Here is a 15,748-nt window from a genome sequence, read left to right as displayed (position 1 = left end):
GTCTTTGACCGGAATGGATAGCACTGACGGAAATGATCCAGTCAGATCGTGCGTGATTTGCAGGCAGCGATTTGCCAAAAAAGACCTACTCAGGTTCGTTATCGGCAAGGGGGCTTCCGACTACGAGCTTATTCCGGACAACAAGAAAATAATGCATGGACGCGGATACTACGTCTGCGAAAATGAACGCTGTCTGGAAAAAATTAAATTTTTTAAGCCGCGCAAGAAGAAATTCAGGGGGTAGTGTTATATGACTGCAAAGATAAAAGTTAAGGAATTGGCCGTCGAGTTAGGCGTCAATCCCAAGGATATTCTTCAAAAGTTGCGAGATTTAGGAGTGCAGGCAAAAAGTACTGTTGCGGACATTGATGCGGATTCCGCTCAGACCATCCGCAAAGAACTTGCCGGAGCATCCTCAAATGTTGTTCAAAGAGAAGTTCAGCCCGGAGTTATAGTGCGCCGTCGTAAAGCCGGACCACCTAAAGACGAAGCTGAAAAGCCGGAAGAAAAAACAACTGAAGTTAAAAAAGCTCCTGTTGAAAAGCCAGCTAAAAAGGACGTCAAAACTCCTGTTGCCGATGCAAAAGAGGCAACTGAAAAAGTTGCCCCTGCTAAAAAGAAAAAAGCTAAAAAGAAAGAACCTCTTAAGGATGCTAAACCTCTTGTTAAAATTATCAAGCCTGAAGACCTTGAAAAAAAGAAACAAGAAGAAGCTCCTGTGAAGGAAGAAACCGCACCGGTTGAAAAAGCGGAAACACCCCCATCTGCGGACTCAGCCGAGAAAAAAGCTCCCAAAAAAGTAGCTGCTTCGGCTCCCCCTGTAGAAAAAGCCACTAGCGAACAAAAGAAAGAACAGCCCGCTGCTGATAAAAAAGACGTTAAGGCGAAAGATTCCGAGCCTAAAAAGAAAAAACGCAAGAAAAAGAAAGAAATCGAGCCTCCTAAGGTAAAAATTATTTCAAGGCCCGATCCTAATCTTCAAGCTGCACAGCGTGCGGCAGAAGGTCCAGCAGGAGCAAGAACTGCCGGAGATAGAGGACTGCCAGAGCGTAGACCTGCGGCCAGACCGGGCGGCAGACCTGCTCCGGGTGGCAGACCTGCTCCGGGCGGTAGACCTGCTCCGGGCGGTAGACCTGCTCCGGGTGGCAAACCTGCTCCAGGTGGCAGACCTGCTCCAGGTGGCAGACCTGCTACAAGCGGAAGACCTGTTCCGGGTGCTCCTCAGCCAGGCTCAGATGAAGGCCAGAGCAAAAAGAAGAAATTCAAGAAAGATAAACGCGTTGTTGAGTTTGGTAAAGATAACAAAAAGACCAATCAAGAACGTGATATGGATAGTAAGTTCCGTCACAAGAAAAAAGGCAAAAAAGGCAAAAATAAAGAAGTTGAGCCTGTATTGCAGAAGCCTTTGAAGGCCGCAAAGCGTAAAGTAAAATTCAATGAAGCTATCAGACTAGCTGATATGGCTCACCAGATGGGACTCAAAGCGCAAGAGCTTATTAAAACTCTCTTCGCTCTCGGAGTCATGGCGACCATAAACCAGTCTCTTGATTTGGATACAGCGACCCTGCTTGCAGCAGAATTTGAATATGGAATCGAAAACGTATCCTTCTCCGAAGAAGAATTATTAGTACCGGTACACGAAGCTGATGATGAAAAAGAACTTATGCCTCGTCCTCCCATCGTTACCATCATGGGACACGTTGACCATGGTAAAACATCACTGCTTGACGCCATCCGTCACAGTACTGTTACCGATGGTGAAGCAGGCGGCATAACACAGCATATCGGTGCTTATCATGTCTCCACCAATCGCGGAGATATCGTATTCCTTGATACTCCCGGCCATGAAGCTTTCACAACCATGAGAGCCCGTGGAGCACAGGTTACTGACATCGTAATTCTTGTTGTCGCCGCCGATGACGGAGTTATGGACCAGACCCGTGAAGCAATAAGCCATTCCAAGGCTGCCGGAGTTCCCATTGTTGTTGCAGTCAACAAAATGGATAAAGAAGGAGCCAACCCTGAAAGAGTTCAACGCGAACTTGCTGATTTCGACCTTGTACCAGAGGCATGGGGCGGAGACACAATGTTCGTTCCCGTTTCAGCTAAAGAACGCACAGGACTTGATCAGTTGCTCGAAATGGTTCAGCTCCAGGCAGAAGTTCTGGAACTTAGAGCTAACCCGAACAAATCAGCTCGCGGTAACATTGTTGAAGCAAAACTCGACAAGGGTCGTGGCCCTCTCGGAACCGTCCTGATTCAGGAAGGAACCATCAATCAGGGAGATCCTTTCGTCTGCGGACTTTACCACGGACGAGTCAGAGCCATGTTCAATGACCGTGGACATAATATTAAAACAGCTGGTCCCGCTTTCCCTGTAGAAATTCAGGGATTCGACGGAATACCTCTAGCAGGTGATGAATTCATCTGCGTAGCTGACGATAAAATTGCTCGTAAAATTGCTCAGGAACGTAAGCTGAAACATCGCGAACGTGAGCTTGCAGGAAAATCCAAGGTTACTCTTGAATCATTCCTTGCATCAAAACCTGATCAGGAAATTCAGACTCTCAACGTGGTTCTTAAAGCCGACGTACAGGGATCACTTGAAGCAATTGCTGAAGCTCTCGCAAAGCTTGCTACTGAAGAAATTAAAGTTGAAGTCATTCACGGAGGAGCCGGTGCCATCACAGAATCTGACATTCTGCTCGCATCTGCAAGTCAGGCCATCATCATCGGTTTTAACGTAAGACCTACTGTTAAAATCAAAGAAGTGGCTGAACGTGAACAAGTGGAAATCCGCTTCTACGACATCATCTACAAACTGGTCAGCGAAATCAAAGACGCTATGGCCGGTATGCTCTCCCCTGATATTAAGGAGAACTACTTAGGTCAGGCTGATGTTCAGCAGGTATTCACTGTACCGAAAATCGGAACAGTTGCAGGTTGTAAGGTTATAGACGGAAAACTCACAAGACATGCTAAAGTCAGACTTCTGCGTGAAGGTGTTGTAATCTATACCGGAACATTGACCTCGCTCAAACGTTTCAAAGACGACGCTAAAGAAGTAGCAAAAGGCTACGAATGTGGTGTTGGACTTGAAAGATACAACGACATCAAGGAAGGCGACGCAATCGAAGCCTTTGAAGAAGTCGAAGTAGCAAGAACTCTCGAATAGCAAATCATAGGGGCGGCACTTGCCGCCCCTTTTTTAAATTTCCGGCACCCAAATGATAATCGGCGTACTTTCACTGGAATTCAGACTTCACGGGAACAGGTCTCTAAAAGGCAAACGGAAAATATCACTTAGCCTGAAACAAAAATTGCGTAATAAATTTAATGTATCGGTTTCTGAGATAGAAGCGCAAGACTCCCATGAAAAACTGGTGCTGGCAGTAGTGACAGTAGCAGGCGAAACTCGTAAAGTTGAAAGTAGATTATCAAAAGCGCTGTCCATGATTGAAGCAATTTCCCCGGCAGAATTGGTGCACTGTAAAACCGAATTTTTTAGTTCCTGACCACAACGGTCAGGATAGTCTTTTTTTAAAGGTAGATAGATATGAAAACGTCCACATCACGCCGCTCAATAAAAATGGGTGACATGATAATGCGAGAAATCGCAACAATGCTTATTGAAGATGTAGCAGATCCGCGTCTTGAACTTGTTTCAATCAGCGGAGTCAGACTCAATAAAGATCTCAAATTTGCTGAAGTTCTTTTTACTCTTTCAGGAGACAAAGAACGAATTGCTTCTGCACAACAAGCACTGCAGAACGCTGCCGGTTATATGCGCAGCACACTCAGCAAGCGCATGAGAGTCAGACAGGTTCCACAGCTCACATTCATTCACGATAATTTCCTTGAGGAGATGGTATATGGAAAACCAATTCAAAGAGATCTGCCAGATTCTTAAGGGTGAAGACGATTTTCTTATTGCAGCACATTACCATCCTGATGGTGACGCACTAGGCTCTACTGCCGCACTCGGTTTCATCTTAAAATCTCTCGGAAAACGCTTTCGCATCTATAACCAGAGCGGCGTTCCCGAGTCTATGGAATGGCTCCAATTTCCAGCTCCCATGCTGACCGAAATCCCTAAAGGATTCGACGGCTGGTACATAATTCTGGATTGTGGTGATGCTCCACGCATGGGTGAAACTCTCATGAATGCTATGGACCCTGAAAAATCCATAAACATTGATCATCACATGGGCAATACTGATTTTGCCACCATCAACTGGGTAGATACAACACGCCCTGCTGTCGGTGAAATGATCACGCTTATCGCACGTGAACTGAAAATTTCTCTTTCAGGCGCTATTGGTGAAGCACTATATTTATCAATCGCCACAGATACCGGTTTTTTCACTTACGGGAACACCAAACCTGAAACACTTGAAATAATTGCCGATATCATCAGACACGGCCTACAGTTAGACGAATTCGTTCCAAAAATACGCAACCAGTGGACCATGAAAAGGATCAAACTGTGGACCCTTGCGCTGGACAAAGTCAAACTGTATCATAATGACCAGACAGCTATAATTTTCATCACTCAGGAAATGCTGACTGAAACTAATACCGGTGGGCCGGATTGTGAAGGATTAGTCAATTTCATCCGCAGAATTCGTAATGTGCGTGTTGCAATTGTTGTCCGCGAAGACTCTCAGCACAGATTTAAATTCAGCTTGCGTTCGTCCGGTTCTGACAATGTTCAGATGATCGCTTCCATGTTCGGCGGCGGCGGACACAAAAACGCCAGCGGCGGCATGATTGAAAGCTCTGCTGAAAATGTTCGCACTAGACTCACCACAGCTTTAGCTGAAAAGCTATATCATATATAAAGGATAATCCTGTGGGAAGAAAACCTCGCGTAAGCCCTCATCAGAAACATGGAGTCCTCGTCCTGAATAAACCTTCAGGCCCGACTTCAGCAGATTGCCTCAACTCGATCAAACGGGAATTGATGCAATATAAAATAGGTCATGCCGGCACACTGGACCCTCTTGCTGAGGGTGTTTTGCTGGTAATGCTCGGGCAGGCCACCAAGCTCGGCCCGTATTTGACTGAAAATGAAAAAATTTATTCCGGAAGCCTGATTATCGGTAGAACTACAGACACTTACGATATTCAAGGCCAAGAAACTTCGACCCATGATATTTCCGGCATTACGGAAAAGATGGTCGAAAATGAAATTTTAGCATGGAATGACTTGACTAGTCAGGAGGTTCCCGCATATTCGGCAGCTAAGCACAAGGGCAGACCGCTCTATGAGCTGGCTCGAAATGGCGAAGAAATTCCCGTCAAGATCAAGAGCATTAAAATTTTTGAAGCTAAACCGCTGGAAGTGAGTCTGCCAATGGCCCGTTTTCGAGTTGGGTGCTCTGCCGGCACCTATATTCGCTCCCTCGTCCACAGCTTGGGGATGCGGCTCGAATGCGGCGCAGTAATGGAATCACTTAAGCGTGAAGAAAGCCGACCTTTCAGGTTGGTGGATGCGCATGACTTAGACGAGGTTCTTAACGATCCTGACGGTTTTGAGAGCCGTGTTATTCCTATTGCGGAAGCACTGCCTCACTGGCCTAAGTTCACTGTGGGTGAACAGATGGCAACCGATATCATGAACGGAACAAGAATCCCGGTCGAAAATGTGCCCGGATCAGTCGGAATTGCTTTAATCGAAGGAGATAGGGCTATGTTTCTTGCCTCCGACGGTACTCCGTTATCTTTAGCGGAAGCCAAGATTATTGATAATCGTCTGCACTGGACTGTTCTTCGCGGCTTGTGGGGTTGATTCCCTGTGGGAATTTTACTTCCGGCACAAACAGAACATCGCGCACGGGCGCGTAGGAGGGTATCGCTGTGGTAATGACTGCTGTAGATAAGGCAAAAGTAATTGAGGACTATCAGACAACACCTGGAGACACCGGTTCCCCTGAAGTACAGGTAGCACTCCTTACTGCAAGGATTACGTATCTTACTGACCACTTCAAGACTCACAAAAAGGACTTTCATTCCCGCACAGGCCTCCTGAAAATGGTAGGACAGCGCAGAAACATCCTGAAATACCTGAAGTCTAAAGACATTCAGCGTTATCGTGATCTTATCGCAAGACTTGGTCTTCGCAAATAAGTTGTTTTTTGGGGGAGGTATTACCTCCCCCTTCTCATTTTTAAACACGGACTCATGCATCCCACTATGGATTTTTAGTTGGCTAAGGCAAGCGTTCAGATTTTAACTCTGAAATCTTCCCTAAGCCGGCTAGAAAATTCGGGCTGCTTCGAAATCCGTTTGTACACAATAGTTTAAAACCAAACTCACAAGGAGTTTAAATGTTAGTACCACTCGATAAAATCGAAGTAACAGGTCAAGTCGGCGCACTTGATATCAAACTTGAAACAGGCCGCATGGCTAACCAGACCAACGGAACCGTATGGATTCAGTCCGGTGGAACCGTCGTTCTCGTAACAGCTGTCAACATGGCTACAAGTGAGCCTAGAGACTTTTTCCCGCTTACCTGTAACTATCTTGAAAGAACATATGCAGCCGGCCGCATTCCCGGTGGCTATTTCCGCCGTGAAGTTGGTCGCCCTTCTGACCGTGAAACTCTTGTTTCCCGCATGATGGACCGTCCTATCCGCCCTATGTTCCCTAAATCTTTCTGCGACGAAGTACAGATTATCGCAACTGTACTTTCCGCTGACGAACACACCAACCCTGATGTTCTGGCTATGACAGGAGCTTCCGCAGCACTTCATATTTCAAATATGCCTTTTAACGGGCCTATCGCTGCAGCCAGAATCGGAATGGTCAATAACCAGTTCGTTCTCTACCCTACTTATAAAGGTATTGCTGAAGACAGCGATCTCAACCTTGTTTTTGCAGCGACACGCGACGCAGTAATCATGGTTGAAGGAAGCTCTCAGTTCCTTTCTGAAACTACAATTGCTGAAGCACTTGAATGGGGACACGAGCAGGTTGCTCCAATGTTCGACCTTCAGGACGCACTCAGAGAAAAAATCGGCAAACCTAAAATTGAAGTAGTTGAAACTGTCAAAGACGATGAAGTTATCAATTTAGTTTCTGACAACTTTGCTGCCGATCTCGACACAGCTCTTACTATTCCTGAAAAAATGGCACGTAGATCTGCCAAATCAGAAATTAAAGGAAAGGCTGTTAAATTCATCGAAGAAAAATTCCCGGAAGAACCTAAAAGAGCTAAAGCTGTCGGCGAAGCAATGGCTGCTCTTGAAAAGAAAATAGTTCGTAATCGCATTGTAGAAAAAGGAATCCGCATTGACGGACGTGACCTTACTACAGTCCGTAACCTTTCCATGGAAGTCGGCACACTGCCTATGACTCATGGTTCCGCTCTGTTCCGCAGAGGTGAAACATCAGCTCTTGCAATTTGTACTCTTGGTAGCTCACGCGACGAACAAAGATTTGAAACCCTCATCGGTGACGATTCTAAACGTTTCATGCTCCATTACAACTTCCCTCCATATTGTGTTGGTGAAGCCAGATTCCTTCGTGCTCCTTCTCGCCGTGAAATCGGACATGGAACACTCGCAGAACGCGCTCTTACTCCTGTTCTGCCTTCTGCTGAATCCTTCCCGTTCACCATGCGTGTAGTTTCAGAAGTTATGGACTCTAACGGATCATCCTCAATGGCTTCCGTATGCGGCACAACTCTGTCTCTCATGGACGCAGGTGTTCCAATCACAGCTCCTGTTGCAGGTATTGCAATGGGTCTTTGTAAAGAAGGCGACGACTACTTCGTACTAACCGATATTCTCGGCGACGAAGATGCTCTCGGCGATATGGACTTTAAAGTTGCCGGTACTGAAGAAGGCATCACTGCCATCCAGATGGATATCAAAATCAGCGGTATTCCTGCTGATGTTCTTCGCAAAGCACTTTCTCAGGCCAAAGAAGCAAGAATGCTTATCCTTGATGACATGAAGAAAGTTATAGAAGCTCCAAGAGCTCAGCTTTCAAATCATGCTCCTCAGATGCAGGTTGTTAACATCAACCCGGAAAAAATCAGAGACCTCATCGGACCTGGCGGTAAAAATATCAAAGCGATCACTGCTGAAACTTCAGCTGATATCGATATTGAAGATTCAGGTAAAGTTTCCATCTTCGCACCGACTCTTGATTCTCTCAAGAAAACTGTGGAAATGGTTCAGTACTACGACCAGACAGCAGAACTCGGTAAAAACTACGTTGGTACCGTTAAAAAGATCCTCGAAATCGGCGCAATCGTTGAGATTCTACCCGGACTCGAAGGCCTTCTGCACGTTTCACAGATTGACGTTGAACGCATCGAAAACGTAACTGACGTGATTCAACTCGGTCAGGAAGTAACTGTTAAGGTTGTTGAAGTTCAGCCTAACGGACGTATCAGACTTTCCCGTAAAGCTTGGCTCATGGAGCAGGCTGGACAGGAAGTTGATCTTGATAGATTCAAAATGCCTAGCGGTGGCCGTCGCGACAGCCGTCCACGCAGATAAGCTACTTAAGATCTAAGCCTTAAATTACAAAATAAAGGCCGCTGAACTGTAACAGTTCAGCGGCCTTTTTATTTATCTTTTATTTCCTGCTTACCCTGCTCATACCCTTCCTTAAAATCGTCAGGAGATTCCTTCACACTTTCTGTAACCTTTCCAGTCTGCTTTCCCATCCATGTACAAGCTGGAATTACTGAAAAAAGAAACATAGCCAACATAATTGAACAAATTAACTTACTCATAAACATCTCCTTTTAAATATCCACCGAAAAGAATGAGCACTTAAAAAATATTATTTCATAATTACATATTATTTTAATTTCTTAAAATATTTTATTCAATATTCTTCATAAATAAAAATTCCAAGCAGTAAGCCTCTATCATCGGCTTACAACTTGGAATTTTAATAATTTGAAAAGTAAATTAATTAGTAACTATTTAAATCAAGATCTCTCATCAAAAACACGTTTTGTTTTTGCGAAACTTCTCGGCAAAAGTCCGGGCTTCAAAATTTGAACATTTGCCCTGACCAAAATAAATTTACGGATTCTATCACAAATAGCTTTGGCTAGATTTGCATCATTTTCTGCGGAGATCCCGGGTTTACGCTCAACCCTGACAGACATGTGATCAAGTCCTTCGCGTCTTTCTAGAAAAATCTGATACTCCGAACTGGCTTCCGAGAAAAATTCAAGCACAGAACCGATCTGCCCCGGATAAATATTTACACCACGGAAGATAAACATATCATCGCTTCGACCTGAAATATGGTCATGACGCGGCATAGAACACCCGCATGAGCACTTTCCGGGAATAATCCGGGTTAGGTCATGAGTCCGGTAACGCACAAGCGGAGAAGCTTCTTTATTGAGTGTAGTAACAACAAGTTCCCCTGTTTCACCATCTGCGACAGGTTCAAGAGTAACGGGATCAATAATTTCAACAATGTATTCATCACCCCAATAATGAATTCCGTCATGAGCCTGACATTCAATGCCCGCTCCCGGCCCATAAAGCTCGGTCATACCGGAAATATCGTGACTTGATTCAAGCCCGAGTGACTCTTCAAACTGTTTACGCATTTTGGGAGTATGAGCTTCTCCTCCGAAAATACAACGCTTGAGTTTAAGCTTATCAGTTAAACCCGCCTTGTGAGCCTCTTCGCCCAAAAGCAGCGCCATGGAGGCGGTCGAGCAAAGACATGTAGCCTCTAGATCAACCAAAATTTGAAGTTGAATTTCCAGCATTCCCGGCCCGACAGGCAGAGTCATTGCTCCGAAATGTTCAGAACCGAGTTGGAATCCGGCCCCGGCAGTCCAGAGACCATACCCCACACAAATCTGCACCCGATCAAGAGTTGTCAGCCCGGCAAGTTCGTAACAGCGGGCAAACATATTTTTCCATGTATCAAGATCTTTTTGAGTGTACGATAAAATTTTCCGTTTTCCGGTTGTTCCGCTTGAACCGTGGATTCTTACGACTTGTTCCTCAGGAACAGACAAAAGCGGCAACGGGTAGCCGTCTTTCAAATCATCTGCGGAGGTAAAAGGAAGTTTTCTAATATCATCCAGAGTTTTTATCTCACCGGGTTCAATAGATTTTTCTTTATATTGCGAAGCATAAAACGGACAGTTCTCAGCAGTATGAGAGACCGTCCACTTGAGTCCTTCAAGCTGCTTCTTCGCTAATTCCTCAGGTTCAAGCTCTGGAATAAGTCTATATTTACCGCTCATTGGGGTCTCCTTGAAAACTTGTTCAATCCCGATAACTGTCGTAATCATATCTGAGTGACTTTGTTAAACTAATTTTTTTTGCAAGAAAACCATAAATCTTCGAGTAAGACCTGATCATCATGCCATTATCCACAATAAATTTTATGAATGCATCTCCCGCCGCGATTACAGCAGCAGCCCTAATCGGCGCAGTGCTCGGCAGTTTTTATGCATGTGCTGTATACCGCTATATTGCAGGACAAACCCTTACAAATCCGCCACGCTCAATGTGCCCTGAGTGCGGACATAAAATCAAGTGGTATGAAAATATTCCACTGGTGAGCTTTTTTTTACTGAGAGGAAAATGTTCGGAATGCCGCAAACCGATCAGCCCCATGTATCCGGTAATAGAATCCGTTTCCATATTATGGGCAATTTTACTAATGTTTATGTACGGTCCATCAACTTTATGGATTATGTACATGTTTTTCGGCGGACTTATGATTGTCGCATCTTTTATCGACCTGAAAACTTTTATCCTCCCGGACATCATAACCATCCCCGGTTCAATAGCAGCCATTCCCTGCGCGGCTCTGTTCACAAATGTAGGATGGGAAGGAGCTCTGCTCGGAGCAGTTCTCGGCGGAGGAATGTTCTGGTCGCTGAGGCTTCTTTATCGCGGACTCAAAGGAGTTGAAGGATTGGGGCTCGGTGATGTAAAAATTATGTGCATGATAGGAGCGTTAGCCGGACCGCAAAACCTTCCGCTTGTAATTACGATTGCCGCTTTTTCGGGATTATGCGCGGGACTTATTATGATGCTGGTAAAAAAGAGAGAGTATGGAAGCATGATCCCCTTCGGGCCTTTTCTGGCTCTGGGAGCAATGCTCAGCATTCTTTACGCAGAACCATTCTGGTTATGGTATTTACTCGGCTAAACATAAATAAAAAAGGGAAGTCCTCACAGACCTCCCCTTTTGGATCGGATAAAAATTAATTAAACTCCGAATGGACCGAACTTTTTAACATATTCCTGAAGTTCTTCCCAAAGGTGTTCAGAAAATTTGTCATACTTTTCAGCAGCGGTGTCATAGCTTTCAAGCTTTTTAACAACATTCGCAGCTTTATCATAAACAGTTTTAAATTCAGCTTCATCCATGCCTGTCATTTTCATGGCTTCTTCTTTGGAAAGATTGCCGGTATGGACAAAGACTCCGGACAGCACGCCCATCATCTTTTTTACGTTCTTCTGAGCCATCTCGCACTCCTTAAAAATAATGTTAATAAACCCCTTGTTAGCTATATCGAATTAACACCATTTTATACGTTATTGCAAGTAATTCAGCATACAACCTTGATTAAGCTGCCTTCTAAATATCCATCCGACACCCTCTGCAGCACAACCGTTGCCTTTTTTACGCAGCAAACGTATTATCATTTTTTATAACTTATTAAATAAATACAGACATGAGCAAAATAAACAACAGCATCTGGATTAACGCAGGGGAAGCTTCCGGTGATATGCACGGCGCATTGCTTGCTTCCAAACTTATAAATAAAGACCCCGACCTGAAAATTTTAGGTATGGGCGGATCAGCAATGGAAAAAGCGGGGTGTGACATCCGCTACCCTATGCAGTTGATTTCCCTCGTAGGTTTTACCGAAGTATTTCCCAAACTGCCCCGTCTGTTAAAATTATTCGGACAAATCAAGGACATTCTGAAAGCGGAACGCCCCAAGGCTGTCATATTAATTGACTGCCCAGACTTTAATTTCAGGGTCGCCAAGATTGCCCATGAACTCGGCATTCCGGTATATTATTACATTACGCCGCAAATATGGGCCTGGCGGCAGGGAAGAGCCAAATTCCTGCAAAAATATGTACGTAAAATTTTATGCATTCTACCCTTCGAACAGAAATTTTTTAAAGATCGCGGAGTAGACGCTCAGTATGTAGGACACCCTCTGCTGGACCTGATTCCACTTGCAGAACTTGATGCAATAGATCCTGACCCGAATCTCGTGGGAATTCTTCCAGGCAGTAGAAGCAAAGAAATCTCTTCACTACTACCGGAATTTGCTAAAACAGCCGAAATGCTGCTTGCAGATTTTCCTTATCTGAAATTTTCAATAGCACGCGCTCCGGGAGTGACAGAAAAAAAATTACGCAGTTTCTGGCCTTCCAATATTCCCGTCACCATTAATCAGCCTGAAAACCGCTATAGGTTAATGCGCAACTCAAATGTAATCATGGCAGCGTCCGGCACTGCAACACTTGAATGCGCCCTTATCGGCACGCCAACACTGGTCGCATACAAAATGTCAGCATTTTCAGCGTTCCTAGCCCGAAAAATTATATCCGTGAAATATGTGAGCCTTGCCAATTTAATCCCCGACAAACCCATTCTTCCTGAGTGCCTGCTCGAAAAAGCCTCAGCTAAGTTTTTTTATCCCCATATGCGTGAGTGGATTGAAAATCCTGCCTCAGCCGCTGCGGTCAGAAATGAGCTAAAAGATCTTCGTAAAATGATCGGAGAGCCGGGAGTTGCGGACAGAGTTGCTGAAATAATTCATGACGATCTTAATTCTCTATAAAAAATAAGTATTCACAAGACACAAAAAAGCCCGACGTTTCATAAACTGAAGCGCCGGGCAAATAATACTAATCTGTAATTTTCTACCAGCCGTCATCTTCCTCGTCCCAATCGTCTTCGTCGGAAACCTGAAAAGAGTGTACGCAAATGCGCAGACAACTTTCACCTTTTCTAATTACGCCAGAAGCATCAACCCAGTCGCCTACGTAATCTTCCAAGTCTATTCCGGCATTAGTCTGATCAACCACAAGGTGCTCATTTTCATCCGTTGCGATCATAAGCAGATAAGAATCTTCAGGACTCTTTTCCCACGGTAAAACTCGTCCGCAAATTTTTGTCAGTCCATTTGTTTTTTTCATAAAAATCTCTCCGGCAAAATTTAAAATCAGCCGGTTCAGTTTAGATCAGTTCTTTTACAAATATTATACAATCTTCGCCACGGTCATAATAATCCAAAAGACGGGATTCCAATACATAGCCACTGGACTCATAGAAGCCTCTGGTTGAAGAGTATTCTTCTCGGGATGATGTTTCCAAGAATATTTTTCTTCCGTCAACAGCCCGTATACGGCTCTCAACTTCCTTGATAATTCTTCTGCCGTATCCGCATCCCTGAACTTTTTCATCAACTACAATCCAATAAAGATCCCAGCTGTCTTTTGTTCCCGGAATCGGCCCGTAACAGGCAAATCCTAAAGGATTTGCACCCCCCTCATGCTGCGGGAGGACCAGCAAAAAGTGATAACCACTTTTCTCTCCTTCGGAAATGGAAGCCCATGCCAACTCTTCAACAATCAGCACTTCCTCTTCTGAGAAAAAGCCTGTCTGAGCAGTCATTGAACAAAGTTTTTTGACATCATCGAAAACAAGTTCAGTCAAAAAACAAATCTCATAGGGCAAAACTTCAGGAGTGACTATATCCGCGCAATTTCGTTTAATTTGCATATCTTCCTAAAGCACTTTTTACGATTGCGGAAATGACAGCCTCAGATTTCCAGCCAACTTCTATTGCCGTCGCTATGAATCCCGCATCTTCCGAGAGACACGGGTTGGCATTAACATCAATGATGTAAACACTCCCCTTATCATCAACCCGGAAATCAACACGGGCATACCCGCTGAGTCCCATCTCCTCCCAGCAATCAAACGCAGTTTTTTCCAGAAGACGTGACAACTCAGGCTCCGCTTTACGAAACCCAAACCCTCTGACAGTGGATTTATCCGCGTCAGAGCCTTCTTCCCACTTTGCTTCATAGCCGACGATTTTCACAGGCATGTCGGCTCTGAAAGCAATTTCAGCAGAACCGAGAATCAGGCACTCTCCATTGGGTGATTCAAGGAGAGAAACACTGAATTCACGCCCAGCAATAAACTCCTCAGCAATACAGAAACCGCCCAACCGCGACCTTTGGTCGTCCATTGCCGCAAGAAGATCTTCGGCTTTCTCGGCGTAAACCACTGACGTTTCATCGAGTCCAAGGGAAGCATGTTCGTATCGGCTTTTAATTATGTAGCGCCCCGGACGGTTAAAACGTCCTCGTTTAAGCCCTATTTCATCAAGTCCGAACGGAGTCGGCAAAGCAACAGACAGCATATGACGTTTAGCGGCTAACTTGTCATTGGTCATAAACAGCACAGGACTTTCCGCTCCTGTATATGACAGTCCTAGATTCCTGAATATCACAGGAGCCATGCTAGCTAACTCATCCGAGCCCATGAAACTTTCAACGAGGTTGAAAACAACATATGGCCTGATTCCCCGCAATGTAGACACAACCTCTCCTATATCAGTGCCCAGTTCCACTTCAACAACGCTCCAGCCCTGTTCGCGAAGCACTCGACTCACGAAACGACTTTGATTGATTACGTCCTGAACATCCATCGAAGCGTTGGGGGAAACGTGATTTCGCACAATTGCGGCAATCTTTTTCATTATGCAGCGCCCCTGTAGGCTTCTACCCGCCCCTGACGAAGGATTGCGGAGTGTAAAATTTCTTTAATTAAACTTTCATATTTGCCACCGCCAAGAGCCCACAGAATGGGAAGGTCTGAGCTTTCGGGATTCAACCCCGGAAGGGGATTAACCTCGATAAATCTGGGAGCTCCATCCCGTCCTAGACGAACGTCTACTCGTCCGGCATCAAGACATCCCATACCGCGCCATGCTTTAATAGCTAACGAAGCAGCACTCATAGCGGCTTCATCATCAACAAGTTCGTAAGAAACCCGATCCTTCCATTCCTGCTTATTCTCATAAGTATATGCAGAAGAATCGCCTTTTCCGACAGCCGCGACTTCAATGACTCCGGCAATCCGGCTGTCACTTCCGCTGCCAAGCAAACCTACTGTGAACTCGCGGCCTGGCAAAAATGTTTCCACCAAAACAGGCTGTTTGAAATTTTCAAGCAGTTCAGTACAGATACTCCGAAGTCCGGCTTTATTATGAAGCAAAGACCGGCTGCTGATCCCCTTACTCGTGCCTTCCGCTACCGGTTTGGCAAAAAGCGGAAACGGAAGATTCACGAGCGAAATTTCTTCCACATTTCTGACCAGAAAATTATCCGCAGTTGCGACTCCCAAAGAGCGCACCACGGCGTTTGTCATGGCTTTGTGTAAGGTTAATGACATCAGTTCAGGGCCGGAAAAAGTATAAGGAATACCCCACGCGTCCAGCAAAGCCGGAACCTGAGCTTCACGGCCGAGACCTTTAAGGCCTTCAGCAATATTAAAGACCATATCCCATGTTCCGCCTGACGCGAGCCGGGACACCAGATCAGTGATATTCCCGATACGGTCCACGGTGTGACCGCTTTTTTTTAAAACGTTCTCGATTCCTGCAATAGTCACTTCGGAATCGAATTCTGCGGCCTCTTCATAAGACAAACCCCGTTTAAGGTAGTCGTCTTTGAGATCGTATGTCATGCCTATTTTCATT

At 45.1% G+C, this 15,748-nt stretch carries 17 protein-coding genes; 10 read left to right on the top strand and 7 right to left on the bottom strand.

What is annotated here, in order from left to right; all coding sequences use genetic code 11:
* The first annotated feature begins 13 nt into the window (after positions 1 to 13).
* The 8 genes from JEY82_RS13445 to pnp all read left to right on the top strand — a co-directional run bounded on the left by JEY82_RS13445 (position 14) and on the right by pnp (position 8,510).
* Positions 14 to 244 (top strand): YlxR family protein, encoded by a 231-nt coding sequence (locus JEY82_RS13445; protein ID WP_092162453.1) that lies wholly within the window; start codon positions 14 to 16, stop codon positions 242 to 244.
* 6 nt (positions 245 to 250) lie between these two features.
* On the top strand, positions 251 to 3,175 hold the full coding sequence (gene infB / locus JEY82_RS13440) for a translation initiation factor IF-2 (RefSeq protein WP_304086272.1): 2,925 nt from the start codon (positions 251 to 253) through the stop codon (positions 3,173 to 3,175).
* Between the two features lie 52 nt (positions 3,176 to 3,227).
* Complete coding sequence (locus JEY82_RS13435; protein ID WP_304086270.1) at positions 3,228 to 3,515, top strand: DUF503 domain-containing protein; 288 nt, start codon at positions 3,228 to 3,230, stop codon at positions 3,513 to 3,515.
* A 41-nt stretch (positions 3,516 to 3,556) separates the two neighbouring features.
* Positions 3,557 to 3,910 (top strand): 30S ribosome-binding factor RbfA, encoded by a 354-nt coding sequence (gene rbfA / locus JEY82_RS13430; protein WP_092162108.1) that lies wholly within the window; start codon positions 3,557 to 3,559, stop codon positions 3,908 to 3,910.
* On the top strand, positions 3,873 to 4,841 hold the full coding sequence (locus JEY82_RS13425; RefSeq protein ID WP_304086266.1) for a bifunctional oligoribonuclease/PAP phosphatase NrnA: 969 nt from the start codon (positions 3,873 to 3,875) through the stop codon (positions 4,839 to 4,841). The genes rbfA and JEY82_RS13425 overlap by 38 nt, the downstream gene beginning before the upstream one ends.
* Positions 4,842 to 4,852: 11 nt before the next feature.
* Positions 4,853 to 5,791 (top strand): tRNA pseudouridine(55) synthase TruB, encoded by a 939-nt coding sequence (truB, locus tag JEY82_RS13420; RefSeq protein WP_304086263.1) that lies wholly within the window; start codon positions 4,853 to 4,855, stop codon positions 5,789 to 5,791.
* 68 nt (positions 5,792 to 5,859) lie between these two features.
* Complete coding sequence (rpsO, locus tag JEY82_RS13415; protein WP_092162102.1) at positions 5,860 to 6,129, top strand: 30S ribosomal protein S15; 270 nt, start codon at positions 5,860 to 5,862, stop codon at positions 6,127 to 6,129.
* 200 nt (positions 6,130 to 6,329) lie between these two features.
* Positions 6,330 to 8,510, top strand: a complete 2,181-nt coding sequence (gene pnp / locus JEY82_RS13410) for a polyribonucleotide nucleotidyltransferase (RefSeq protein ID WP_304086258.1) — start codon at positions 6,330 to 6,332, stop codon at positions 8,508 to 8,510.
* 68 nt (positions 8,511 to 8,578) lie between these two features.
* On the opposite strand, the gene JEY82_RS13405 is transcribed toward pnp, so the two are convergent.
* Both JEY82_RS13405 and JEY82_RS13400 read right to left on the bottom strand, forming a co-directional pair.
* Positions 8,579 to 8,749 carry a hypothetical protein gene (locus JEY82_RS13405; protein ID WP_304086255.1) on the bottom strand — a complete coding sequence of 57 codons (171 nt, stop codon included), beginning with the start codon at positions 8,747 to 8,749 and terminating at the stop codon, positions 8,579 to 8,581.
* 201 nt (positions 8,750 to 8,950) lie between these two features.
* Positions 8,951 to 10,240 carry a phenylacetate--CoA ligase family protein gene (locus JEY82_RS13400; protein WP_304086253.1) on the bottom strand — a complete coding sequence of 430 codons (1,290 nt, stop codon included), beginning with the start codon at positions 10,238 to 10,240 and terminating at the stop codon, positions 8,951 to 8,953.
* Between the two features lie 119 nt (positions 10,241 to 10,359).
* On the opposite strand from JEY82_RS13400, the gene JEY82_RS13395 reads away from it, so the two are divergent.
* Positions 10,360 to 11,157, top strand: a complete 798-nt coding sequence (locus JEY82_RS13395; protein WP_304086250.1) for an A24 family peptidase — start codon at positions 10,360 to 10,362, stop codon at positions 11,155 to 11,157.
* 59 nt (positions 11,158 to 11,216) lie between these two features.
* On the opposite strand, the gene JEY82_RS13390 is transcribed toward JEY82_RS13395, so the two are convergent.
* Positions 11,217 to 11,477, bottom strand: a complete 261-nt coding sequence (locus JEY82_RS13390; protein ID WP_092162096.1) for a hypothetical protein — start codon at positions 11,475 to 11,477, stop codon at positions 11,217 to 11,219.
* Positions 11,478 to 11,686: 209 nt separating this feature from the next.
* Between JEY82_RS13390 and lpxB the strand changes: the two genes are divergently transcribed.
* Positions 11,687 to 12,814: a lipid-A-disaccharide synthase gene (gene lpxB, locus JEY82_RS13385; protein ID WP_304086245.1), complete on the top strand. Its 1,128-nt coding sequence runs from the start codon at positions 11,687 to 11,689 to the stop codon at positions 12,812 to 12,814.
* Between the two features lie 82 nt (positions 12,815 to 12,896).
* Here lpxB and JEY82_RS13380 read toward each other — a convergent pair whose 3' ends face one another.
* From JEY82_RS13380 to JEY82_RS13365, 4 genes are read right to left on the bottom strand one after another with little or no spacing between them, the layout of a single operon-like run.
* Positions 12,897 to 13,172 (bottom strand): hypothetical protein, encoded by a 276-nt coding sequence (locus tag JEY82_RS13380; RefSeq protein ID WP_304086242.1) that lies wholly within the window; start codon positions 13,170 to 13,172, stop codon positions 12,897 to 12,899.
* Positions 13,173 to 13,212: 40 nt separating this feature from the next.
* Positions 13,213 to 13,758 (bottom strand): N-acetyltransferase, encoded by a 546-nt coding sequence (locus JEY82_RS13375; protein ID WP_304086241.1) that lies wholly within the window; start codon positions 13,756 to 13,758, stop codon positions 13,213 to 13,215.
* Complete coding sequence (locus tag JEY82_RS13370) at positions 13,748 to 14,746, bottom strand: ATP-grasp domain-containing protein (RefSeq protein ID WP_304086239.1); 999 nt, start codon at positions 14,744 to 14,746, stop codon at positions 13,748 to 13,750. Before JEY82_RS13370 ends, JEY82_RS13375 begins: the two co-directional genes overlap by 11 nt.
* The gene (locus JEY82_RS13365) at positions 14,746 to 15,747 is read right to left on the bottom strand and encodes a D-alanine--D-alanine ligase (RefSeq protein WP_304086237.1); all 1,002 of its coding nucleotides are present in this window, start codon (positions 15,745 to 15,747) and stop codon (positions 14,746 to 14,748) included. The genes JEY82_RS13370 and JEY82_RS13365 overlap by 1 nt, the downstream gene beginning before the upstream one ends.
* Position 15,748 lies beyond the last annotated feature (1 nt).

The organism is Maridesulfovibrio ferrireducens, assembly GCF_016342405.1.
GTDB lineage: Bacteria > Desulfobacterota > Desulfovibrionia > Desulfovibrionales > Desulfovibrionaceae > Maridesulfovibrio > Maridesulfovibrio ferrireducens_A.
The sequence above is the reverse complement of the archived record's forward strand: the minus strand, read 5'-3'. Positions and strand labels throughout refer to the sequence as shown.